Origin of the sequence: Nocardia rosealba (assembly GCF_020216065.1) — a bacterium.
Classification (GTDB): Bacteria; Actinomycetota; Actinomycetes; order Mycobacteriales; family Mycobacteriaceae; genus Nocardia; species Nocardia rosealba.
Genome location: NZ_JAIWNA010000009.1, coordinates 192,572 through 215,857, shown reverse-complemented (window position 1 = coordinate 215,857; position 23,286 = coordinate 192,572). Strand labels below are relative to the sequence as shown.

21 protein-coding genes and 1 riboswitch are annotated in these 23,286 nt (G+C 69.9%); of the genes, 14 read left to right on the top strand and 7 right to left on the bottom strand.

All coding sequences use genetic code 11. From position 1 onward, the window contains the following. Window positions 1–24: 24 nt before the first annotated feature. From LDL21_RS26885 to LDL21_RS26860, 6 genes are all read right to left on the bottom strand, one after another. Window positions 25–1,908: a peptidoglycan D,D-transpeptidase FtsI family protein gene (locus tag LDL21_RS26885; RefSeq protein ID WP_225282259.1), complete on the bottom strand. Its 1,884-nt coding sequence runs from the start codon at window positions 1,906–1,908 to the stop codon at window positions 25–27. Continuing rightward, window positions 1,905–2,834: a cell division protein FtsL gene (gene ftsL, locus LDL21_RS26880; protein WP_225282258.1), complete on the bottom strand. Its 930-nt coding sequence runs from the start codon at window positions 2,832–2,834 to the stop codon at window positions 1,905–1,907. The genes LDL21_RS26885 and ftsL overlap by 4 nt, the downstream gene beginning before the upstream one ends. Next, window positions 2,831–3,829, bottom strand: coding sequence for a 16S rRNA (cytosine(1402)-N(4))-methyltransferase RsmH (rsmH, locus tag LDL21_RS26875; RefSeq protein WP_225282257.1), 999 nt, complete (start codon window positions 3,827–3,829; stop codon window positions 2,831–2,833). The genes ftsL and rsmH overlap by 4 nt, the downstream gene beginning before the upstream one ends. Before the next feature lie 192 nt (window positions 3,830–4,021). Further along, window positions 4,022–4,453: a division/cell wall cluster transcriptional repressor MraZ gene (mraZ, locus tag LDL21_RS26870; protein ID WP_067497455.1), complete on the bottom strand. Its 432-nt coding sequence runs from the start codon at window positions 4,451–4,453 to the stop codon at window positions 4,022–4,024. 429 nt (window positions 4,454–4,882) lie between these two features. Next, complete coding sequence (locus LDL21_RS26865; protein ID WP_067497452.1) at window positions 4,883–5,305, bottom strand: SCO2097 family morphological protein; 423 nt, start codon at window positions 5,303–5,305, stop codon at window positions 4,883–4,885. Window positions 5,306–5,430: 125 nt separating this feature from the next. After that, window positions 5,431–5,880 (bottom strand): SAV_6107 family HEPN domain-containing protein, encoded by a 450-nt coding sequence (locus tag LDL21_RS26860; protein WP_067497449.1) that lies wholly within the window; start codon window positions 5,878–5,880, stop codon window positions 5,431–5,433. 100 nt (window positions 5,881–5,980) lie between these two features. On the opposite strand from LDL21_RS26860, the gene LDL21_RS26855 reads away from it, so the two are divergent. The 5 genes from LDL21_RS26855 to LDL21_RS26835 all read left to right on the top strand — a co-directional run bounded on the left by LDL21_RS26855 (window position 5,981) and on the right by LDL21_RS26835 (window position 11,190). Beyond that, on the top strand, window positions 5,981–6,616 hold the full coding sequence (locus tag LDL21_RS26855) for a GNAT family N-acetyltransferase (protein WP_181699233.1): 636 nt from the start codon (window positions 5,981–5,983) through the stop codon (window positions 6,614–6,616). Beyond that, window positions 6,613–8,190, top strand: a complete 1,578-nt coding sequence (locus LDL21_RS26850; RefSeq protein ID WP_225282256.1) for a phytoene desaturase family protein — start codon at window positions 6,613–6,615, stop codon at window positions 8,188–8,190. The genes LDL21_RS26855 and LDL21_RS26850 overlap by 4 nt, the downstream gene beginning before the upstream one ends. A 163-nt stretch (window positions 8,191–8,353) precedes the next feature. After that, window positions 8,354–9,175: a carotenoid biosynthesis protein gene (locus LDL21_RS26845; RefSeq protein WP_225282319.1), complete on the top strand. Its 822-nt coding sequence runs from the start codon at window positions 8,354–8,356 to the stop codon at window positions 9,173–9,175. Window positions 9,176–9,272: 97 nt separating this feature from the next. Further along, entirely contained in the window at window positions 9,273–10,016 is a 744-nt protein-coding gene (locus LDL21_RS26840; protein WP_181699289.1) for an LppM family (lipo)protein, read from the top strand. A 1-nt stretch (window position 10,017) separates the two neighbouring features. After that, the gene (locus LDL21_RS26835) at window positions 10,018–11,190 is read left to right on the top strand and encodes a glycosyltransferase family 2 protein (RefSeq protein WP_225282255.1); all 1,173 of its coding nucleotides are present in this window, start codon (window positions 10,018–10,020) and stop codon (window positions 11,188–11,190) included. 85 nt (window positions 11,191–11,275) lie between these two features. Here the strand turns inward: LDL21_RS26835 and LDL21_RS26830 are convergent, their stop codons facing one another. Next, window positions 11,276–11,983 (bottom strand): hypothetical protein, encoded by a 708-nt coding sequence (locus LDL21_RS26830; protein ID WP_181699224.1) that lies wholly within the window; start codon window positions 11,981–11,983, stop codon window positions 11,276–11,278. 258 nt (window positions 11,984–12,241) lie between these two features. Then, window positions 12,242–12,338: riboswitch (SAM riboswitch) on the top strand. A gap of 6 nt (window positions 12,339–12,344) precedes the next feature. On the opposite strand from LDL21_RS26830, the gene LDL21_RS26825 reads away from it, so the two are divergent. From LDL21_RS26825 to LDL21_RS26785, 9 genes are read left to right on the top strand one after another with little or no spacing between them, the layout of a single operon-like run. Beyond that, a complete protein-coding gene (locus tag LDL21_RS26825; RefSeq protein ID WP_225282254.1) occupies window positions 12,345–13,415 on the top strand; it encodes an LLM class flavin-dependent oxidoreductase in 1,071 nt (356 codons plus the stop codon). After that, on the top strand, window positions 13,412–15,034 hold the full coding sequence (locus tag LDL21_RS26820; protein WP_372462228.1) for an ABC transporter substrate-binding protein: 1,623 nt from the start codon (window positions 13,412–13,414) through the stop codon (window positions 15,032–15,034). Before LDL21_RS26825 ends, LDL21_RS26820 begins: the two co-directional genes overlap by 4 nt. A gap of 16 nt (window positions 15,035–15,050) precedes the next feature. Then, on the top strand, window positions 15,051–16,097 hold the full coding sequence (locus LDL21_RS26815) for an ABC transporter permease (RefSeq protein WP_225282317.1): 1,047 nt from the start codon (window positions 15,051–15,053) through the stop codon (window positions 16,095–16,097). A 2-nt stretch (window positions 16,098–16,099) separates the two neighbouring features. Next, complete coding sequence (locus tag LDL21_RS26810; protein ID WP_225282253.1) at window positions 16,100–17,053, top strand: ABC transporter permease; 954 nt, start codon at window positions 16,100–16,102, stop codon at window positions 17,051–17,053. Continuing rightward, a complete protein-coding gene (locus tag LDL21_RS26805; RefSeq protein ID WP_225282252.1) occupies window positions 17,050–18,735 on the top strand; it encodes a dipeptide ABC transporter ATP-binding protein in 1,686 nt (561 codons plus the stop codon). Before LDL21_RS26810 ends, LDL21_RS26805 begins: the two co-directional genes overlap by 4 nt. Continuing rightward, the gene (locus LDL21_RS26800) at window positions 18,732–19,904 is read left to right on the top strand and encodes an LLM class flavin-dependent oxidoreductase (protein ID WP_225282251.1); all 1,173 of its coding nucleotides are present in this window, start codon (window positions 18,732–18,734) and stop codon (window positions 19,902–19,904) included. The genes LDL21_RS26805 and LDL21_RS26800 overlap by 4 nt, the downstream gene beginning before the upstream one ends. Then, window positions 19,901–21,268, top strand: coding sequence for an NtaA/DmoA family FMN-dependent monooxygenase (locus tag LDL21_RS26795; protein WP_225282250.1), 1,368 nt, complete (start codon window positions 19,901–19,903; stop codon window positions 21,266–21,268). The genes LDL21_RS26800 and LDL21_RS26795 overlap by 4 nt, the downstream gene beginning before the upstream one ends. Beyond that, complete coding sequence (locus tag LDL21_RS26790) at window positions 21,265–22,074, top strand: DUF1684 domain-containing protein (RefSeq protein ID WP_225282249.1); 810 nt, start codon at window positions 21,265–21,267, stop codon at window positions 22,072–22,074. The genes LDL21_RS26795 and LDL21_RS26790 overlap by 4 nt, the downstream gene beginning before the upstream one ends. Beyond that, window positions 22,071–23,222, top strand: coding sequence for an LLM class flavin-dependent oxidoreductase (locus LDL21_RS26785; protein WP_225282248.1), 1,152 nt, complete (start codon window positions 22,071–22,073; stop codon window positions 23,220–23,222). Before LDL21_RS26790 ends, LDL21_RS26785 begins: the two co-directional genes overlap by 4 nt. The last annotated feature ends 64 nt before the right edge of the window (window positions 23,223–23,286 follow it).

The window sequence follows — 23,286 nt, the reverse complement described above, 5'->3', positions numbered from 1 at the left end:
GCAAGACGACGAGTCAGGTTACCGTCAGAGCCCGGCCTCCAGCACCAGCGGCCTAGGCTCCGGCGACGGTGGCACCCGGTCGCGCTGCAACGCCCAGGAGGCGATGGTGTGGAACAGCGGCGCGGCCGACCCACCACCGGACCCGTCGGAGCTGCGTACCGGCGCGTCGAGCATCATGCCGATCACGTAGCGCGGGTTGTCGGCGGGCGCCATCCCGGCGAAGGTGATGTAGAACGACGAGGTCGAATAGCAGCGGCAGGCCGGGTCGACCTTCTGCGCGGTGCCGGTCTTGCCCGCCACCTGGTAGCCCTCGACCGCGGCCTGCGGCCCGGTGCCCATCTGCACACCCATCGGGTCCTTCTGCACGGTCGCCTGGAAGACCGTGCGCAAGGTGGCGGCGGTCTGCGGGCTCACCACTCGCACGGGCTCGGGCTGCAGTTCCTCGGTGCGGGTGTTGTCGGGGGCGATCCTGGCCTTCACGATGCGCGGCGGGATGCGCAGGCCGTCGTTGGCGATGGCCTGGTACATGCTGGTCATCTGCAGCGTGGTCATCGAAAGGCCCTGGCCGATGGGCAGATTGGCGAAGGTGCCGCCGGACCACTGGTCGCGGGCGGGCACCTGCCCCGGGCTCTCGCCGGGCAGGCCGATGCCGGTGCGCTTGCCGAGACCGAAGCGGTCGATCATGTCGGCGAAGCGGTCCTCCCCCACCCGTTGCGCGAGCATGAGGGTACCGACATTCGACGACTTACCGAAGATGCCCGTGGTGGTGTAGGGCGCCACGTCGTGCTGCCAGGCGTCGTTGACGGTGACGCCCGACATCCGGATCGAACCGGGTACCTGCAGCACTTCGTCGGGGTTGGTCAGCCCGTATTCGAGCGCGGCGGCGGCGGTGACGATCTTGTTCACCGAACCGGGTTCGAAGGGCTCCGACACCGACGGGTTGCTCATGTTCGCCGAGGCCCAGTGCTGGGGTCCCAGTGCGGGATTGAAGGTGTTGTCGTTGGCCATGGCCAGCACCTGACCGGTCTTGGCGTCGAGCACGACCGCCGAGGCCGAGGCCGCGCCGGAGAGCTGTTTGGCCTGCTGCACCTGCTGCTGCACGAAGTACTGCATGTCCTCGTCGAGGGTGAGTTCCACCCCGTGCCCGTTCACCGCGGGCTGCTGGTCGCGGTAGCTGCCGGGGATCACCGCGCCGTCGGAGCCGCGGTCGTAGGTGCGGGAACCGTCGGTACCCGCGAGTACCGAGTCGAGTGCCGATTCGAGGCCGATCTGACCGTGCCCGTCCCAGCCGGTGGCACCGACCACGTTGGCCGCCAGCGCCCCGCCGGGGTATTCGCGCAGGTCCTGCCGTTCGGAACCGACCTCCGGGTACTTGGTGGTGATCTCGGTGGCGATCCGGGGATCGACATTGCGGGCCAGATAGTGGAAGGGTTTGTCGCTGCGGAGTTTGTCGAGCAGCTCTTCCTCTTTCGGGCCGCTCGCGCCGAGCTTGTCGTGCACGAACTTCGCGATGTCCTTCAGGCGCTGCTCGGGGTCGGGCGCGTTCTCCTTGGTCTTCTTCGCGTCGGCGAGCTGCTGGCGCACCCGGACCGGTTGGAACGTCAGCGCTTTCGCGGTGATGGTGAAGGCCAGCGGGTTGCCGTAGCGGTCGGTGATCGGGCCGCGCACGGCGGCCTCGGTCTCCTTGGTTGTGCGCTGCGAGGCGGCCTGCGCGGAGAGTCCCGGTGCGGCGATGCTCTGGATGTAGAGCAGTTGCAGCGCGACCACGGCGAGGGTGGCAAGCATGGTGACCCGGCCGACGCCGAGGCGCAGCCGAATCGGCCGGTCCGGCGAGAGCGACCCGCTGCGCCGGACCCTCGACGAGACCGGCCCGCGTCGCTGTTGCGACGCGGGCCCGCTCTGCCTCATCGGCCTGCCTCGGGAGCGACGATCTGCGGCGTCTCGCTCGGCGGGCCCGCGTCCGGTAACGGCGCGACATCCGGTGCCGGGGGCGGCGTGTCGGCCGGTGCCGCGGCCACCTCCACCCGATCGGGGACGAGCTGTGGGGCCGGTGCCTGGACCGGCGACTCCGAGGGCGCCGGGGGAACGCCCTCGCCCGCGGGCGGTTCGACCTGGGTCTGGGGTCCGGGCAGGCCCTGCGGCGAGTCCGGTTGCGCCTGAGCCGGATTCACGACCGGCGCACTCGGCGCTCCGGCCTGGCCGCCCGGTGCCGCGAGCACGGCGGGCGGGGTGCTGTTCGGCGCGGCGGGGTCGGTGGCCGGGGTGCCCGGCTGCACCGGAACCACCCGCTCGCCCTGCGCCTGCTGACCCGGCGCCGGGTTCTGGGTGGTCGTCGGCGGCCCGTTCAACGGCGGCGCGGGGGCGCCCTGGGCGGGCGTGGGTGTGCCGATCACGGTCACCTCCCCGCCGGGACCGATCAACAGACGCGCCGGGTCCTTGGCGGGGATCATGCCGAGTTCGCGTGCGCGCGCGGCCAGTTCGGGAGCCGAGTCGGCGGCCGCGACCTCGCGCTGCAGCGCGGCCCGCTCGTCGGCGAGCGTCCGGTTGTCCGCGCGCATGTCGCCGAGCAGGTAGCTGTCCTCGGCCGCGCGGGTGGTGAGCAGCAGGGTGAGCGCGAGACCGCAACCGAGCAGACCGATGATCGCGGTGACGAACGGGATGCGCCCGGCCATGGTCGAGGAACGATCGGGCAGCGATATCCCGTCGAGCAACTGCTGGCGGGTGCGTTTGCGCGCGTAGGCCCGCTGCGCGGCACCGGACTTCACTCGTTCGGCCGCCTGCACGCGCCGGGCGGTACGCCCCGGCACGGCAACGGTGCTCGTCCGCACGCTCATCGTGTCCCCTCCTGTGTCCTCCCTGACCTCTCCGTGATCCGTTCGGCCGCACGCATCCGCACCGGAGCGGACCTCGGGTTGGCCTCGATCTCGGACTCGGTCGCCTTTTCCGCGCCGCGGGTGAGCATCCTGAACTCCGGTCCCATGCCGGGCAGTTCGACCGGCAGGTCCATCGGGGACCTGGACACGATCCGTGGCGCGAATTCCTGCTTCACCAGCCGGTCTTCGAGCGACTGGTACGACATCACGCAGATCCGCCCGCCCACGCGCAGCGCGTCGAGCGCCGCGGGCAGCGCGGCCCGCAGCGAGTCGAGTTCTCCGTTGACCTCCACCCGCAGCGCCTGGAACGTGCGCTTGGCGGGATGCCCGCCGGTGCGCCGCGCGGCGGCCGGAATGGTGGCGTACAGCACCTCGACCAGTTCGGCGCTGGTGCTGAACGGTTTGACGGCGCGGCGGCGCAACACCTCCGAGGCGATCTTGCCCGCGAACCGTTCGTCGCCATAGGTTTTCAGCACCCGGGCCAGGTCGCCGTGGCTGTAGGTGTTGAGCACGTCGGCGGCGGTGATGCCGGTGGTGGGGTCCATCCGCATGTCCAGCGGTGCGTCGACGGAGTAGGCGAAGCCGCGTTCGGCTTCGTCCAGCTGCATCGAGGACACGCCGAGGTCCATGAGAATCGCTGACACCGAACCGGTTTCGGCCAGGCCCGCCTCGGCGAGCGCCTCGGGAATGCCGTCGTAGCGGGTGTGCACCAGCGTGATCCGGTCGGCGTAGGGCGCCAGGCGCTCGCCGGCCAGTTTCAGCGCGTTGGTGTCGCGGTCGAGTCCGACCAGCCGCGCGTTCGGGTAGGTGCGCAGGAAGTGTTCGGCGTGCCCGCCGAGGCCGAGGGTCGCGTCGAGGTAGACCGCGCCCGGCTCGTGGAGTGCCGGACCGAGCAGGTCGTCGGCACGCTCGAGCAGCACCGGCACATGACGGGGGTTCTCGGTGTCATGGTTCACCTCGACCTCCCGGGATACTGCCTCGCGTCGCAGACGGGTCGCCTTGCCACACAGTGCTTTTGGAATGAGTTGCTTACTCGGATGAGTGCGAATGCGTCGAGGTCTCTGACCGGGGCGCGGCACCTGGCGTCGGGGAAGTACGTCAGGGTCCACGCCCGGGCAGAGGCCTCGCAGCACTCGCGTGCTGCGGGGTCAGAAGATCCCGCCCAGCGACTCGTCTCTGGCTTGCGCGTAGTCCTCCTCGTGCTCGGCGAGGTAGGACTCCCACGCCTGCTTGTCCCATATCTCGAGGAAGTCGACCGAACCGATCACCACGCAATCCCGGGTGAGTCCGGCATAGCGTTTGTGGTCCGGCGACAACGTGATCCGGCCCTGTGCGTCCGGACGCTGTTCGTCGGTTCCGGCCGCAAGTGCCCGGACGAAAGCCCTTGCCTGCGGGTTGCTTCGAGACGCCGCCGCGGCCCGCCGGGCGAGCGCGGTGAACTCTTCTTTCGGATACACGGCAAGGCTGTGGTCTTGACCCTTCGTGACCATCAACCCTCCCGCCAGATCGTCTCGGAACTTCGCAGGCAACGTCAGTCGCCCTTTGTCGTCCAATCGGGGGGTGTAGGTACCGAGAAACATTCCCGGCCACCTCCCTACTGGATCACCTGGCCATACGGCCTCTCCTGTAGTGCGCGACCCACATTACCCCACTTTCCCCCACTTTCAATCGAAACCCTGGGTGATCCTGCTCCCCGCCAACACAATTCCGCAGGTCATGTCAGCTATCAATGAGATTCGGGATTATCGCGTGTTAGGACAACCCGCGCGGGTCGGCAATCCCCCGTTCCGACAACGTTCAGCAAACTTCCCAGGTGCCATCGGCGGACCTGTCGTTCGACGGCGTACGAGACTGCCCTGGTGGGGGATGGTGGGGAAGGTGGGGGAACCGCCCTGCGAGCGCGATCCGAGCCGACCCGGACGAGGGCATGCGAAAGCGGTGTCGCACCCGCGACCGGGTGCGACACCGCTTGCTATGCCGTTGTGCTCGACCTCACGGTCGGAGCAGGGCTACTCCTGCTCGAATCTGCGGCGGAATCGGTCTTCCATCCGCTCCGAGAAGCCGCCCGACTTGCGCGGCCGCTGGCCACCGCGCCCGCCCGACGGGCCCGCGCCCGCCGGCGGTTCACCGGGGGCGTCTGCCGCACCCGGCCGACGCGAGCTGCCGATCATCAACAGGACACCCGCGCCGAACATGGCGATGAAGCCCACGAGACTGATGATCGGGAACCCGCCCGGCTTGAACGGGGCGGCGATGCCGGCGACGAGCAGGAACAGGCCGACGGCGAACAACGCCGCAGCTTGGAGCCTACGTCGACTCGACGTGGAGCGAAGTCGTCCGCCGCGGACGGACGAGGCGAACTTCGGGTCCTCAGCATAGAGAGCGCTCTCGATCTGTTCGAGCATGCGCTGCTCGTGCTCGGAGAGTGGCACGGTACCTCCCCCGGCACTAGGCGTGGCTGGTCGCCTCCGGGTAGGCGACGGGTAGCCGACCTTGGCGGCTATCTGCTCCCCATGATACGAGTTCGATCGAGGCCGTACCACCTACTCGGTGATAACTAAGCGGTCATGTCCCGGTCGCGACTCGGCTGCGGGCGTGTCTTGGCGGCGGCGACCAGCGCATCGTCGACGTCGTAGAGGAACGCGCCCACCCGCGAACAGAACTCGTCGGCTTGTGTGTCGGTGATCGTGCGGTCCAATCCGGCCTCGAGGGCGGCCCGCAGCGGCGAGTGCGCCTCGAAGTAGTCGGCCCACATCGCGAACTCCGGCGTGGCGCGTCTCAGTAATACCCAGGCGCTGCGCGATCGAGCCCGCGGCGCGCGGTCGGCGCCGGTGAGCGCGATCATCGCACCGGCGCCACGCAGCGCGGCCAGATAGGCGGTGCGGAACCGCTCCCCCGGCTCGTGCTCCCAGGCCGAGTCGGTGAGCAGCGCATCGGCCTGTCGTAGCAGTCCGCCGGCGCGGCCGTCGTGGCCCGCGTGCGCTCGACCATCGTTGTGACCAGGCATCTGCTGCCCCTTTCGCCCCTCGCACAGATCGAACAACCATTCGAACGTTTGAATTGAGATTGAATATAGGGACACCCACCGACAAGTTCCGACGAGAGCGATGACAGCCGTCAAGCCCAATCACCACACTCCAGCACCTGTGGTCGTCGACCTGAGCGTCGCCGCCCTGCGGGCCCGCCTGCACGACGCCCTCTCGGTGTATGTGGCCGCGATGGACTATCCGCGCGGCACCGAACATCACCGGGCCCCGATGTGGAACGAGCACACCACCCGGGCGGGCTGGCGGGCGGTGGCCGCCGTGCTGCCCGACGACGCGGGCGCGGTCGACCTGCGCACCGCCCCGCTGCTCGCCATCGCCTACGGATACAGCGGCGCGCCGCGGCAGTGGTGGCATCAGCAGGTGCACACCGGGATGCGCCGGTGCGGCTGGCCGGAGGCCGCCGCGCGCGAGTTGCTCGCCGACTATTTCGAACTCACCGAACTGCACGTGCACCCGGCCGCGCAGGGTCGCGGGATCGGGGCGACCCTGCTCGAACGGTTGCTCGCCGGCCGCCCCGAGGCAGCGGTCCTGCTGTCGACGCCGGAGGTTCCCGAGGAGGACAACCGGGCGTGGCGGTTGTACCGGCGCGCGGGATTCACCGATGTGATCCGCAATTTCGTCTTCGCGGGCGATACCCGGCCGTTCGCGATCCTCGGCCGCAGGCTGCCGATGCCACCGGCGGGCGAACGGGCGTGAGCCGCAGCGAAACAACGGTCGTCGTCGGATCGGGGCACAACGCGCTGGTCGCCGCCTGCTATCTGGCGCGGGCCGGGCAGCGGGTCCAGGTGCTCGAACGAGACACGGTGCCCGGCGGGGCGGTGTCTACGGTCGAACGGTTCCCTGGCCACCTTGTGGATCGCGGTTCCTCGGCACACATCATGGTCCGGCACACCGGGATCATCGAGGAACTCGAGCTCGAGCGGTTCGGGTTGCGCTATCTCGACTGTGATCCGTGGGGATTCACGCCGTCCGACGGTGGACGCCCACCGATCGTCTTCCACCGCGATCTCGACGCCACGTGCGCGTCGATCGCGGCGGCTTGTGGGACGAAGGATGCCGAGGCCTACCGCCGTTTCGTCGAGGTGTGGGGTGAGCGAAGCGCGCGGGTGATGCGGGCGTTCGGTGGTCCCCCGACGCCGGGGAGGCTGGTTCGCGCGTTCTGGGGGCTGGACGCGCGCGACGGCGGGTCGGCGCTGTCGCGGGAGTTTCTGCAGACCGGTGACGCGCTGCTCGACTACTGGTTCGACGACGAACGGCTCAAGGCGTCGCTGGCGTGGTTCGGTGCGCAGTCGGGTCCACCGATGTCGGAACCGGGGACCGCGCCGATGGCAGGCTTCGCCGCGCTCATGCACACTTTGCCGCCCGGGCGGGCCGTGGGGGGAAGTGGGGCGCTCAGCGCGGCGCTGATCGCGCGGTTGTGTGCCGACGGCGGTGAAGTCCACACCGGTGATGCCGTCACGGAGCTGCGGCGGTCGGGGCGCGGGTGGCAGGTGCGCACGGAATCGGGGCGTGAGCTGCACGCCGACACCGTGATCGCGGGCTCGCACATCCTCGCCACCCTCGACCTGTTGCGCGCGGGCGGTTTCGACGAGGCGGTGCTCGACGACTGGCAGCGCCGCATCCGGGTCGGGCCCGGTATCGGCATGGTGGTCCGCCTGGCCACCGATCGCCTACCGAGCTACCCCGGCGCATCGCCCGCGGAGTCCGCGCACGGCCTGCAATTCCTCGTGTCGGATCGCAGGCAACTGCGGGCGGCGCACGGTGCGGCCTCGGCGGGTGAGCTGCCGCCACGGCCGGTGGTGCTGGCAATGAGTTTCAGCGCGCTCGACCCGTCCATCACCCCACCCGGTGAACACCAGCTGTCGCTGTGGGCGCAGTGGCATCCCTACGAGCTGGCCGACGGGAGCGATTGGTCGGCGCACGCCGATCGCGAGGCCGACCGGATCATCGCCGAAGTCGACAGGTACGCACCGGGATTCGCCGATTCGGTGTTGCGTCGTTTCGTGCAGACCCCGGTCGACCTGGAACGGGAGATGGGCCTGCGCGGCGGCAATGTGATGCACGTGGAGATGTCGCTGGACCAGATGATGCTGTGGCGGCCGCTGCCGGAGCTGTCGGGTCAACGGGTGCCTGGTGCGCCAGGTCTGTACCTCACGGGCGCGTCCACGCACCCGGGTGGCGGGGTGTCAGGAGCCAGCGGACGCAGTGCCGCCCGGCTGGTACTCGGCGACCGACGCACCCGCCGATTCCCCTTGTCGCGCAGGCGATGACAGCGCCCGATCCGCGTGCCCCGTGGAGCAGCCGTCCCCGGGACGCCCGCGAATTGCCGCCGTGTGACACCGAGACCGATCGGCAGAGGTCGTGACTACCAGCCGCACGCTCGGCCGAATCGCAGCCACCGCCCAGGAATGGGTTGGTGTCCGTCGTCAGCGGATGATCCCAGCGTTCGCGGCGGTGGCGCTGGTGCTCGTACAGATCGCCTATCCGTTGAGTGCGGGCGTGGCGCGGGATCGGGTCACGGTGGCCGTGGTGGTGTTGTCGGTGTCGACCGCGCTGCTGCATGCGGTAACTACTCGTGGGTGGCGGTGGGCAGCAGGGTTTTTCGTCATCGTCTCCGGGATAGGACTCGGGTCCGAGATCGTGGGGACGGCGACGGGGGTGCCCTACGGTGCCTACGTGTACGCGGCGGATCGGCTCGGGCCCGCGCTCGCGGATGTACCGCTGGTGGTGCCGCTGGCATGGACCGGTGGGCTGTATCCGATCTGGGTCGTCGCGGGCCTGCTCGCGAGGATCGATGCGGCAAGCACCGGTGGCCTCGGAGCGGGAGCCGCCGGGACGGACAGGGTCACCGCGCGAGCCCGCGTCAAACGTGCCGCACTGCTTGTTGTCGGGGCGGTGGGATGGGATCTGTTTCTCGATCCGCAGATGGTCGTCGACGGGCAGTGGACGTGGTCGGTCACCGATGCCGGTCTGCCGGGGCTGGCGCAGATCCCCTACACCAATTATCTCGGCTGGATGCTCGTCGCATCGCTGATGGCGGCGCTGCTCACCGCACTCGACAGGCTGCTCCCCCGCGCCCACGATCCGTCGGTGGCGGTGCCGCTCGCGGTGTTCGCGTGGACCTGGCTCGGCTCGGCCCTCGCGCACGCGGTGTTCCTCGGCCTTCCCGCATCGGCGGCCTGGGGCTTCGCCGGGATGGGACTGCTCGGAATCCCGTTGGCTCGCCAGGCTGCCGCACGGTGGCGAAACCCCTGATCGCAGCGGGTGGTGGGAGGCGGTTGGGCCCGTCGTGTGGGTTCTGCGGCCCGAGCCTGGCACGATGTCAACCGTGCAGCCGAGTCTCGTCGCCGACATGCCTTCCCCCTCGCGCCGTTCCGGGCCCGCCCGGCGCGTCGCGGCGGTCGCCGTTCTGCTGGCACTGCTGGTGCCCGCGCTGACCGGATGCCTGCGGGTGCAGGTGTCGATGGGGGTGTCGTCCAACGACCGGGTATCGGGACGGATCGTCGCCGCAGTGGCCCCGCAGGGCCCCGACGACAAGGGCCCGCAGCTGAAGGCGCCCGAATCGCTGGCCGCCAAGGTGCGCGTCGACCCGTACAACCAAGACGGTTACGTCGGCACGCAGGTGTTCTTCGACGATCTGACCTTCGGCGAGGTCGGCCAGCTCGGCAGCCTGTCGGATCAGACCCAGGGCATGTTCACCCTCGAGTTCAAGCGCAACGGCGACCTGGTGAGCCTCACCGGCCGCGTCGACCTCGAGTCGGTGCCGCCGCACGGGTCGGACGTGCAGTTCTCCATCGCGTTCCCATCGCGTGTCGCCAAGACCAACGGCACCCGCGAGGGCGACAACACCGTGTCGTGGAAGCTGCCCGCCGGTGAGTCCTCGACCCTGCGCGCCGAGGTCAAATACGCCGACCCCAACACCCGCTCGTTCGCCGGCTGGGCGGGCATCATGGGCGGTATCACCCTGGCCGTGGCCGCGATGATCGCCGGTCTCGCCTACCGCGACCGCAACCCGCGCCCGCCGAACGCGCCGCGGCCCAACTTCTCGCCCTCGGAGATGTGGCGCGAGATCACCCAGCGCAGGCTAGGCCGCTGACATGGGCGCGGCGGGACGCTACCTGACCTGGGCGGGCACCGGTCTCGCCGTGCTCGGCGCCGGCACCGCCGCCTACAACCTCGCCACCCTGCGCACCCTGCCCCGGCAGGTGTCGGGAGTGATCGAACCGGTCACCGTGTGCGTGCCCGCCCGTGACGAAGCCCTGCGGCTGCCCGACCTCATCGCCGATCTGCGCGCCCAGACCGGGGTACCGCGGCTGCGAGTGCTGATCCTCGACGATGCCTCCACCGACGGCACCTACGAGGCCGCACTCGCCGCGATCGGCGGCGACGAACGATTCACCGTGCTCCGCTCGGCCGCCCACCCCGCCCCGGGATGGACCGGAAAGGCCGCCGCCTGTGCGCGGCTGGCCGCCAGGACCGATGCGGCGGCACTGGTCTTCGTCGACGCCGATGTGCGCCTCCAACCGCAGGCGATCGCCGCCGCAGTGACCGAATTGCGCAAGCGCGGCGCGGGTTTGGTGTCGGCGTGGCCGACACAGGATTCGGGTTCGGTCGCCGAGCAGCTGGTTCAGCCGCTGCTGGCCTGGTCGTGGGCATCGACGCTTCCGGTGGGTCCGGCCAATCACAGTTTGCGGCCGTCGACGGCGGTGGCGTGCGGGCAGTTCCTCGCCGTCGACGCCGCGGCGTACCGGGCGGGTGGGGGTCACGCCGGTGTGGCGGCCAGCGCCACCGAGGATCTCGATCTCGCGCGGGCGCTGCGGCGGGCGGGTCATCGGACCGCGCTCGTCACCGCCGGGCCGGCCGCCCGCACCCGCATGTACACCGGCGCCGACGACCTCGCCGGCGGCTACACCCGCTGGTTGTGGTCGGCCTACGGCGGCCGGGTCGACACCGGCGCGGCCATCGGTGTCCTTGCCGCCCTTGCCTATTGGGTTCCGCCGCTGGCGGTTCTCGTCGGTCGTGGCCGGGTGCGCCGGGCTGGTCTGCTCGGCTACCTCGCCGCCGTCACCGGTCGGCTCATGGCCCGAGCCGTCGAAACCCGGCGCCCACCCACCGGCGCCGACCTCGGCTCGGCACTGGCCCATCCGGTGTCCGTCGGCTACTACCTCACCCTGTGGGCCCGCTCGCACCGCCTGCATCGCACCGGGCGGCTGCGCTGGAAGCAGCGTCCCCTTGTCGCACCGGAAACACCGCTCGCTCGTCACGGCTGACCCGCGCGGCCCAGATATTCCACACTGACCGGTGCGTCCAACGAAGGACGTGCGCTGTCGATGGTCCGCCCTCGCGGAAACCGGATCAGGCGACCTCGGTGATCCCGACGGTCGGGAAGAAGAAGCAGGAGCGGCCCGCGTTGTCGGTGGTACCGAAGACGGCGGCGAGGACAGTGCCCTTCCCGGTGTCGACGGGGACGGCGCGCACACCACCGACGGGGATGGCGGTGCGCAGGAAATCGCGGATGACGTTCTCGGCGAGCGGCCGGAGTTCGGCGGGAACCTCGGGCGGCACCATCGCCCGGACGATGTCGGCGATCGTCCCCATCGAGGCCATCCCGCCCCGGCCGGTGCTGAGGTTGAGCCAGGCCACCTGCATACCGGAAGTCTTGGTGGCGGCCGTGTCCGGTTCCAGGCCGTACGGGAGGAACGTGAACAGCGTCTGGCCTGACTTCACGGCCGTGAGGTCGAGTCCGGGGATCGGGAGGGTGTTCGTCGGCCACGGGCCGGGAACCGCACCCGCGACGGCCGGGACCAGGCCGAAACCGTCGCCGGAACAGTTCGCGGCGACCGTCGGGTACAGGAAGGGCTGGATGCCGAGGGCCTCGAGGGTTTCGACGACCGTCTGGTAGGCGGCGAGGAGATCTCCCGGGCCGGCGGTGGGTGTGGCCGGGGCGTCGCGGGTGACGGCCGGCCGCACCGGTGGATCGGCGGCGGCGGGAGCGGCCAGCAGCACGGCTGCGGCGCAGGCCGTCAGCGAGGTCAGTGTGGTCAGACGACGCGCAACAGTCACGGCGAACTCCTCATCGACGCTGAGAAGGCCGAGATTACTCCGGCGATCCGGTGAATCCGCGCAGGTGAAGTGACCGAGTATTCGGCGCGTCGCGTACCACGACAGCGGCGGCCTGGAGTGGGTCGACCGGGCCCGACGTCGGCGATTGTGCCCGCGCCCGCACCCGATTCCAACCGCTGCGCTCACGCTGATTTCTACCGTTGTGCGCCATCACAGCTGTGCCACATGCTGATCCGGCTCGACGCTTCGGCAGCGGGCACACCATCCAGAGCGACTGAGAGACCTGGCTCTACGACGTCGCAGCAACCCGCCCGGTCTGTCCGGGTGTGGGTGCTTCTGCCGGGTTCGATGGAGGAGATCGATGAAATTCCTGCTCATGACGCTGATCACCCGGGTTCCCGATCCGGTGACCGGCGTTGTGCCGAGCACCCGTGAGCGTTTCCGTGAGGTTGTCGAACAAGCCAGGCGCGCCGAGGAATTGGGCTTCGACGGGTTCGCGGTCGGCGAACGGCACGAAGACCCGTTCCTCTCCGCCGCTCCCCCGGTGGTGCTAAGCCATTTGGCGGCGGTCACCTCGCGGATCACCCTGTTCACCGCGGTCACCACTTTGAGCCTGCTCGACCCGGTGCGCGCCTTCGAGGACTACGCCACGCTCGACAACCTGTCCGACGGGCGGCTCGAGCTGATCATCGGCAAGGGCAACGGCACCGCCCAGGCGCAGCTCTACCACGTGACGACCGAGGATCAGTGGGACCGCAACCGCGAAGGATACGAACTGCTGCGTGCACTGTGGGACCGCGACGAAGTGACGTGGTCGGGCCGGTTCCGGCCGCCGCTCACCGACGCACGAGCATTGCCGCGCCCGTTGCAGCCGAAGTTGCGGATCTGGCACGGCAGCGCGACGAGCCGGGAATCGGTGGAACTGGCCGCGCGTCACGGTGACCCGGTGTTCTCGGCGAACGTCACGCACCCGATCGAGCCGTACGCCGAACTGATCCACCACTACCGGCAGCGCTGGGTGGACTACGGTCGCGACCCCGCCGACGCCCTGGTCGGCGCGGGCACGGCCGGTCTGCACGTGGCGCGGACGTCCCAGGAGGCCGTCGAGGTATATCGCCCGCTCTACGAGGCGCGGACCGCCTTGCAGCGGCAGGTGGGCAATCCGGTGGTCTTCGAGACCGTCGAGGATTTCGTCGCCCGTTCCTCAGCCCTGGTCGGCAGTCCGGAACAGGTGATCGACAAGGTCGGCCGGTACCACGAGCAGTTCGGGCACGAGGTGATTCACCTGTCCGCCGATCGTGAGGGCCGAGCCGAGTCCGACTACCTGGGAAGTCTCGAACTGTTCCAGGCCGAGGTGGCGCCGGAGTTGCGCCACCGCATCCCGAGCCGTCCCCTGGCCGCAGGCCGTGAATTCGCTGGAGTTGTTTCGTGATTCGACATCGCATCGCCGCGTTCGCCGGTGTTCTCGCCGCCACCACGACGGTGGTCGCCTGCGGCGGCGGTGACACCGTCGGCGGCGGACAAGCCGGTCCCCCACAACCCGGTGGCACCCTGCGCTACGGGCTCTCGCAGGCACCGTCGTGCTCGGATCCCGCACAGGCCGGGAGCAATCAGACCATCTACGTGACCCGGCAGATCGTGGACTCGCTCACCGATCAGGATCCGGCGACCGGCGCGATCACGCCGTGGCTGGCACGCAGCTGGGAGGTGAGCCCCGATGCGAAGGTCTTCACCTTCACCCTCACCGACGGGGTCACCTTCAGCGACGGCACGCCGCTCACCGCCGAATCGGTGCGCGACACCTTCGACGCCGTGGTCCGGCTCGGCGGGGCCAAAGCGCCGCTCGGCGTGAGCTATCTGGCCAACTATGTCGGCACCACCGTGGTCGACAAGCTCACGGCCCGGGTCGAATTCAGCGCGCCGAACGCGCAGTTCCTGCAGGCGTCCTCGACCTCGCAGCTGGGGATTCTCGCCCCGTCGACCAATGCGAAGCCGGCGGAGGCGCGCTGCGCGGGCGACAACATCGGCAGCGGGCCGTTCACCTACGCCGAGTACAAGCAGGACGTCTCGGTGACGTTGGCCAAACGCGCCGGATACCACTGGGGTTCGGAGGTTTTCGCCCACGAGGGCGAGGCCTACCTCGACCGGATCGAGTTCACCGTCGTGCCCGAGTCGGGGGTGCGCACGGGCAGTCTGGCATCCGGTCAGCTCGACGCGATCAGTGACGCCCTGCCGCAGGACGCGCCGCAGATCGAGGCGGTCGGCGGACGAGTGCTCTCGACGTCGAACCCGGGCCTGGTCTTCGGTTTCCACCCCAATGTGACGCGTGGGCCGTTGCGTGATCCGGCGGTGCGGCAGGCCTTGCTGCCCGCGCTGGATCGGCGTCAGCTGATCGACACGGTCCTGAGCCCGCAGTTCAAACCCGCCACCTCGGTGCTGGCCGCGTCGACCCCGGCCTATACCGACCTCTCGGCCCGGCTCGGCTACGACCCGGCGAAGGCGAAGACGATCCTGGATCAGGCGGGCTGGCTGCCCGGCGCCGACGGTATCCGGGTAAAGGGCGGTGAGCGCCTGAGCTTCGGGGTGACCTTCAGTCAGGTGTTCGCGGGCAATCAGGCGATTCTGGAGCTGGTGCAGCAGCAGTTGCGGCAGGTCGGGGTGGATCTGCGGCTCGACCTGGTGTCGTTCTCGGAGCAGACGGCCCGGCAGAACAGCAAGGACTACGACGCCGTCTACGGCAACTCCACCCGCGCCGACGGTGACATCCTGCGCACCTCGTTCGCCCTGACCGGCCGCAATCTGTCGGTGCGCGGGCCGGTTCCGGCTCTCGACACCGCCCTCGAACAGCAGCTGGCCACCAACGATCCGGCGGCACGGGCGGCACTCATCGCGACCGCGCAGCGGGAGATCCTCGACAACGGCCTCTACGTGCCGACGATCGAGTTGTCGCAGGCGATCGGTGCCGCCGCCCACACCAAGGACCTGAAGTTCGAGGCCTCGGCGCGACTGCAGTTCTTCGACACCTGGCTGAGCGGTCACGGCGATGACTGAGCTGATCCGGCGACCCATCGTGCGGTACGTGGGTTCGCGAGTACTGCAAGCGATCTGGGTGCTGTGGGCGGCGTTCACGGTGTCGTTCGTCGTGCTGTACCTGCTGCCCGCCGACCCGGTCTCGATGGCGGCCGACAGTTCCGGTTCCGGCACCCCCGTCGACAAGGCGGCGATCGCGGAGCTGCAGGCCCGCTACGGGTTGGACAAGCCGCTGTGGGAGCAGTACGTCACCGCGCTCGGCAATGCCCTCACCGGTGATCTCGGCCGTTCGGTGAACACCGGACAGCCGGTGACCGAGGCGCTCGGTGACGCCCTGCCCGCCACGCTCGGATTGGCCTCGCTCGCATTGTTTTTCGCCGTGATCGGTGGAACGGTCCTGGCGTTCGCCGCCACCTATACGCGTCGGCCGTGGCTGCGCAACACCTTGAGTGCGCTACCGCCGCTAGGCGTTTCGGTGCCGACCTTCTGGACCGGGCTGTTGCTGCTGCAGCTGTTCTCGTTTCAGCTGCGCTGGTTCCCGGCCTTCGGCGGGACGGGGTTGCGCGGCACGATCCTGCCCGCGCTGACCCTGGCCCTCCCGATCGGGGCGGTGATCGCGCAGGTGCTCGCCGCCGGGCTCACCCAGACGTGGCGCCAGCCGTTCACCGAGGTGGCACTGGCCAAGGGCGCTTCACGCTGGTGGGTGCAGCGCAGGCACGTGGCGCGGTTGGCGAGCGTGCCCGCGTTCACCATCGCCGGAGTGCTGGTGGGCACCATGCTGGCCGGTTCGGTGGTGGTGGAGTCGGTGTTCGCCCGGGCGGGCGTCGGGCGGCTCACCCAGATCTCGGTGCTCAACCAGGACATCCCCGTCGTACAGGGGGTGGTGCTGCTGTCGGCGCTGATCTTCGTCGTCGTGAACCTGGCCGTCGACCTGCTGTACCCGCTGCTCGATCCACGGATCACCGGCGTCGGCGGTGGCCGGGTCGCCCGGGCGAAGGAAGGCGATGCCGCGCGGCGAATCCGTCGCCTCGCGAACTCGGGCGGTTCGACCCGGTCTGTCCCGCACCGCGGGCGAAGGGAGTGACGATGGTCGACGTACTGCACCGCACGGATCGGCGTCGCGCAGGCGGTTCGGTCGAGCCCGAGGCGCCCGAACCGAGCCGCGACCGTGACACAGCGGGAGCGGCGAAGCCTGCCTCCGCGATCGCGCGCCACCACCGGGGCGCCCAGCTCATCGGCCGGACCCGAAGGCATCTCGGGCTCGTCGTGTCCGGCGTTGTGCTGGTGATCGCGGTCGGGTGGGCGGTGGTGCCGTCGGTGTTCGCGCCGGGAGACCCGTTGACCGGCGTGCCGGGCGAGAAGTTCCAGGGGCCGAGCGCGGCGCACTGGTTCGGCACCGACAATCTCGGGCGCGACCTGTACACGCGAATGGTGCACGGTGCGGGGCTGTCGCTCACCGCCACCCTCACCGCGGTCGGGATCGCGCTGGTGGTCGGTTCGTTGCTCGGGCTGCTGTCGGGTGCGGCGGGCGGGATCGTCGACACCGCGATCATGCGGGTGGTCGACGTGCTGCTCTCCATCCCGTCGCTGCTGCTCGCGCTGGCACTGGTGACCGCACTGGGCTTCGGCACCCGCAATGTCGCCGTCGCCGTCGGCATCTCGCTGATCGCGAATTTCGCACGCGTGATGCGCTCGGAGGTGTTGCGGGTGCGGCACGCGCCCTACGTCGAGGCGGCGCACGCCTCGGGAGTGCGCTGGTACGCGGTCCTGACCCGGCATGTGCTGCCCAACTCGTTCCAGCCGGTGCTGGCCTTGGCCGCCGTCGAATTCGGGATGGCGGTGCTGGCGGTCTCGTCGCTGAGCTTCCTCGGTTACGGCACCAAACCGCCTACCCCCGAATGGGGTTCGCTGATTTCGGAGGGCCGCAATTTTCTCGCCACCGCCTGGTGGCTCACCACCCTGCCCGGCCTGGTGATCGTCGCGGTGGTGCTGGCGGCCCAGCGGGTCGGCCGATTCGCGGGAAGGACTGATCAGCGATGAGCGACCCTCTCGCGACACCTGTCGCGTCGGCCTCGGAGTCGGCGGCTTCGTCGACGGCGGAGCCGATCGGTGCCGGGCGAACAGAACGGCCGTTGCTGCGGGTCGAGGACCTGCGCATCACCTACCAGTCGGGGGCAGGGCCCGTCGCGGCGCTGCGCGGTGCGTCGATCGAGGTGGCGCCGGGCGAAGTCGTCGCCCTCGTCGGCGAATCCGGTTCGGGGAAGTCCACCTTGGCGCATGCGGTGATCGGCCTGCTCGGTGACAGCGCGCGGATCGATTCCGGGCGTATCGAATTCGCCGGTGAGCACGTGGACCCCGAGGACGAGAAGTCGTTGCGACGGCTGCGCGGGCTGCGGGTGGGGTTCGTTCCCCAGGATCCGGGCCTGTCGCTGAATCCCGTTCTCCGCGTGGGTGAGCAGGTGGCCGAGGCACTGCTCGTCCACCGCCTCGCCGACCGGCGAACCGCACGTCTGCGGGCGCTGGATCTGCTCGAGGAAGTGGGGCTGGACCGGCCCGAACAACGAGCACGCCAGTACCCGCACGAACTGTCCGGTGGGCAGCGCCAGCGAGTGCTGATCGCGATCGCGCTGGCCTGCGGGCCGGAACTGATCATCGCCGACGAGCCGACCAGCGCACTGGACGCCACCGTCGCCCGGCAGGTGCTCGACCGATTGGCCGAGCGGATCGCCGCGCGTGGGACGGCAGTGCTGCTCATCACCCACGATCTGGCCGTGGCCGCCGAACGGGCCGACCGGCTGGTGGTGCTGGAAGGTGGTGAGGTCGTCGAGTCGGGGCCGATCGCCCAGGTTCTCGCCCACCCGGCGCACCCCTACACCCGGCGTCTGCTCGCGGCCTCTCCCGCGCTGGCCCCCACCCCTTTCCGGCCGGCCCGGGCCAGGGCGGCCACACCGTTGCTGTCGGTACACGCGCTGCACAAACGCTTTCACGAGGCGGGTATCACCGCGGTCGACAATGTCGAGTTCTCCCTGGACCGAGGCGAAACCCTCGCGCTGGTCGGCGAATCCGGTTCCGGCAAGTCGACCACCGCGCGCATCGCGCTGCGGCTCACCGACGCCGACAGCGGAACGGTGACCTTCGACGGTCACGATCTCACGGGTGCGCACCGGAAACGCTTGCGCGCGTTGCGCAGACGGTTCCAGGTGGTGTACCAGAACCCGTATTCCTCCCTCGACCCGCGCTGGGACGTGGGCGACATCATCGCCGAGCCGCTGCGCGCCTTCGGCATCGACGACCGTCCCCAGCGGGTGCGCAAGTTGCTCGACCAGGTGGCGCTGCCCACGGATTTCACCCGGCGCAAACCGGCCGAACTGTCCGGCGGACAACGGCAACGGGTCGCGATCGCCCGCGCGCTGGCCCTGCGACCCGACCTGCTCGTCCTCGACGAACCGGTCTCCGCGCTCGACGCCTCGGTGCAGGCCCAGATCCTCGACCTGCTCGACGGCCTGCAATCCGAACTGGACCTCGGCTACCTGTTCATCTCCCACGACCTGGCCGTGGTGCGCCGCATCAGCGACCGGGTGGCGGTGATGCGGCACGGGCGCATCGTCGAGACCGGACCGACCGCGTCGCTGTTCACCGCCCCTCAGCACCCCTACACGCGGGAACTGCTCGCGGCCATCCCCGCACCGGCCTACGACATCGACGGAAAGGAGACCCGATGAGCGCGCTGTTCCTCGGCATCGAGACACCGGGCACCGGAACCCACCCCGCGTCCTGGCGGCGTCCCGATTCCCGCGCCGAAGACCTGTTCACGGCGAACTACTGGACCGAGGTGGTCACCACCGCCGAGACACTCGGGTTCGACGCGGTGTTCCTGCCGGACTCGTTCGCCCTCCAGGAAGGCGGACCCGAAGTGGTGCGGGGGCGGCTCGATGCCGTCGCCGTCGCCGCCCGCACCGCACCGCTGACCCGCCGCATCGGCCTGGTTCCGCAGGTCCCGGTGACCCACACCGAACCCTTCCACGTGTCCAAGGCGATCGCCGCGCTCGACTTCGCGAGTCTCGGTCGCGCGGGCTGGGAAGTCACCGTGTCCACCGGGGCGACGGAGGCAGCCGCGTTCGGCCGCAAGAAGATTCAGGACGCCGCCTCGCTCTGGCACGAGGCAGACGAAGCGGTGGAGGTGGTTACCCGGCTGTGGGACAGCTGGGAGGACGACGCCGAGATCCGCGATGTGCCGACCGGCCGGTTCATCGACCGCGACCGCCTGCACTACATCGACTTCGAGGGTGACAACTTCTCGGTGAAGGGCCCGGCGATCACCCCGCGCTCACCCCAGGGTCAGCCGATCGTCACCGTGCGCGCCGACGACCCGGCCTCGACCGGGATCGCCGTGCACCGCGCCGACCTCATCCGCATCACCGCACCCGACCTCCCCACCGCCGCCGCACACCGGCTCGCCCTGCGCGCCGCGATCGCGGAGGCGGGGCGTGATCCGGACGCGGTGCAGGTCCTGCTCGACCTGCCTGTGCACCTGGCGGATTCGGCCGAGAACGCACACGCCGACGTGGCTGAGCTCGACCGCTGGGCCGAGTCGCCACAGCGCCCGGGTCCGTCGGCCGCAGGCGATCAGCGGGAGTCCTCCGGTCCGGATTTACCGGGTGTAGGCCTGCGTCATGTAGGCACCGTCGCCGCGCTCGACGACCTCCTCGCCGAGATCGCGCGGTCGGGGATCGACGGCGTGGTGCTGCGACCGCTGGCCCTGCACGCCGCCTTGGCGGCTTTGACCGCCCAACGCACCTCCACCGCCGCGGCGCAGCACCCACGCACCCTCCGTGACCGCCTCGGTCTCCCCCGACCCGTCAGCCGATACGCCGCAGGAGCAGCGCTGTGACCTCGAAACCGCGCAAACAGATTCATCTCGCCGCGCACTTTCCCGGCGTGAACAACACCACCGTCTGGGCCGACCCGGCCTCGAAATCGCAGGTCGAGTTCGCCTCGTTCGAGCATCTGGCCCGCACCGCCGAGCGCGGCCTGTTCGACTTCTTCTTCCTGGCCGAGGGGCTGCGGCTGCGTGAGCATCGCGGCCGGATCCACGATCTGGACGTGGTCGGCCGTCCCGACACGTTCACCGTGCTCAACGCGGTGGCGGCGGTCACCGAACGCCTCGGCTTGGCGGGCACCATCAACAGCACCTACAACGAACCGTTCGAGCTGGCCAAGCAGTTCGCCGCCCTGGATCACCTGTCCGGTGGCCGGGCGGCCTGGAATGTGGTCACCTCCTCCGACGCGTTCACCGGCGAGAACTTCCGGCGCGGTGGATATCTCGAGCACGGCGCCCGGTATCAGCGCGCCGCCGAAGTGGTCGAGGCGACGCGGGCGCTGTGGGACAGCTGGCCCGCCGACACCCTGGTGGTCGACCGTGAACGCGGTGTGTTCGCTCGCGAGATCCCCGAAATCTCGTACCGGAGCTCGCAATTCGACATCCGGGCGCCGTTCGTCGTCCCACCCGCACCGCAGGGTCACCCGGTGTTGCTGCAGGCGGGCGATTCCGACGAAGGCCGTGAGTTCGGTGCGAAGACGGCCGATGCCATCTTCACCGCGCACGGCACCCTCGAGGCGGGCCAGCGGTTCTACGCCGACATCAAGGGGCGCCTCGCGAAATACGGACGGACACCCGATGAGCTGCTGGTCTTCCCCGCCGCTACCTTCGTCCTCGGCGACACCGCCGACGACGCACACGAGCGGGCCCGCCACATCCGTTATCAGCAGGTGAGCCCGGCCACCGCCATCGCCTTCCTCGAACAGGTCTGGGGCCGAGAGCTTTCCGAATACGACCCCGACGGCCCGCTGCCCGACGTGGAACCAGACCCGGCCACCGAGATCACCCGTGGCCGGGTCAGGCACGCGAAAGACCCACTCGCCGTGGCCGAGGCGTGGCGTGAACGTGCCGAGGCGGACAACCTCAGCATCCGAGAACTCGTCATCGAGGTCACCGCCCGTCAGCAGTTCGTCGGCACCGCCGTCCAGGTGGCCGAGCAGATCGACCACTACGTGCAGTCCGACGCGGCCGACGGATTCATCCTCGTCCCCCACCTCACTCCCGGCGGACTCGACGAGTTCGTCGACTCCGTGGTGCCGGAACTGCAGAACAGAGGCAGTTTCCGCACCACCTACACCGGCACGACCCTGCACGACCACCTCGGTCTGCGCCACCCCCGTCACCGCACCGTCACCGAAGGAGCCCGCGCGTCATGACCGTCACCATCGACAACCTCGACACCACAACCACTTTCGCCGACGACTGGGCGCGCTGGCACCACGCCCGCGAGGACGGGCTGCGCGACCCGCTCGGCTGGCTCAGCCTCGCCGGGCTGCACTGGCTCACCGATCGTCCCGAACGCCTCGACGGCGTGCCAGGCACCTGGTGGGTCACCGACGAGAAGGTGTTCGTCACCGCCCAGCCCGCCGACCGGCTCGATGTGGCGGGCGACCGGATCGCCGGGGTCCGCATCCTCGAACCCGGCGAGGGCGCGCCCGGAATCAGCGTGTTCAACGAGGAGCGCGTCCTCGAAGTGATCCGGCGCTCCGGGCAATTCGCGGTTCGCGTACACGATCCGGCCGCACCGACCCTGGTCGCGTTCACCGGCGTGCCCGCCTATCCCGCCGACCCGCGCTGGGTGGTGAGCGGCCGCTTCACCCCGTTCGAACAGCCACGCACCGTCACCACCGGCGCGGTGGTCGAAGGGCTCGAGCACCACCACCCGGCGGCGGGCATCATCGAGTTCCGCCTCGGCGACAGCCATGAGGCATTGCTGGCCTTCGGCACCCCGAACGATCTGAAGGTGCTGTTCACCGACGCCACCAGCGGAATCACCACCTACCCGGCGGCACGCTCGCTCGGGATCGGCGCGGTGGCCGCCGACGGAACCGTCACCCTCGACTTCAACCGGGCGGTGAACCTGCCGTGCGCCTTCACCGACTACGCCACCTGCCCGGTGGCCCCGCGGGAGAACCGGCTGCGGGTGGCGGTGGAAGCGGGAGAACAGGATCCGAGATCATGAGTGTGCCGCTCTCGGTCCTTGAGCTGGCGCCGATCAGCGAAGGGTCGAGTGCCGCACAGGCGGTGCGCAACAGCATCGATCTGGCCAGGCATGCCGAACAGTGGGGTTATCACCGGTTCTGGTTGGCGGAGCACCATTTCGCGTCGGTGGCCAGTTCCGCCTCGCTCACGCTGCTGGGACTGGTCGCGGCGGCCACCGACCGGATTCGGGTCGGCACGGGCGCGGTGCAGGTGGGTCAGCACACCTCGGCGTCGATCGTCGAGGCGTTCGGCACTGTCGACGCGCTGCACCCGGGCCGACTCGATCTCGGCCTCGGCCGGTCCGGACACCGACGCACCCAGTACGGCGCCGCGACCACCACCGCGAAGGGCGGGCGACCGGTACTCGACGCGGTCGTCGGGCGCACCCAGGTGCGTGACGGGGTGGTCGTGCCACCACCGTTCGACCCGCGACGGGTCCTCGATCGGTCGAAATTCCTCGCCTCCCTGGAGGCGTTGCAGCAGCCCGGCGCGCGATCACTGGACTTCGCGGACCAGGTCGCCGAGATCAGCGCCCTGCTCGACGGCACCTACACCACCTCCGACGGTGTCGCGCTGCACGCGGTTCCGGGCGAGGGTATCGATACCGAGCTGTGGATCTTCGGCAGTTCCGCCGGGGAGAGCGCGGAACTGGCAGGTCGGCTGGGGTTGCCGTTCGCGGCGGCCTACCACGTGGCGCCCGGGACCGCGCTGGACGCGGTGGCGGCGTATCGGGCGGCATTCCGGCCGTCGCGGGTGCTCGCCGCGCCGTACGTCATCGTGTCGGCCGACGTGGTCGTGGCCGCCGACGACGACACCGCGCGCAGGCACGCGAGCACCTACGGACACTGGGTGCACAGTGTGCGCAGCGGAGCGGGCGCGGGCGAGTACCTCGATCCCGCCACCGCTCCCCCACTCACCGACGACCAGTTCCGCCTGGTCGAGGACCGGTTGGCCGCCCAGATCGTCGGCTCACCGGGCACCGTGGTCGAACGCCTCGACGCCCTGCGCCGGGTGAGCGACGCCGACGAACTCCTGGTCACCACCATCACCCACGCGCACGCCGACCGGCTCGAATCGCATCGGTTGCTGGCCGGGGCGTGGGGTTTGCGGGGGTCACTGGCCGCGTAGCCGGAGTGTGCGACGGCACGGCGAACAGATCTATACGGGGGCGTACAACAGCGGTAGTCTCAAT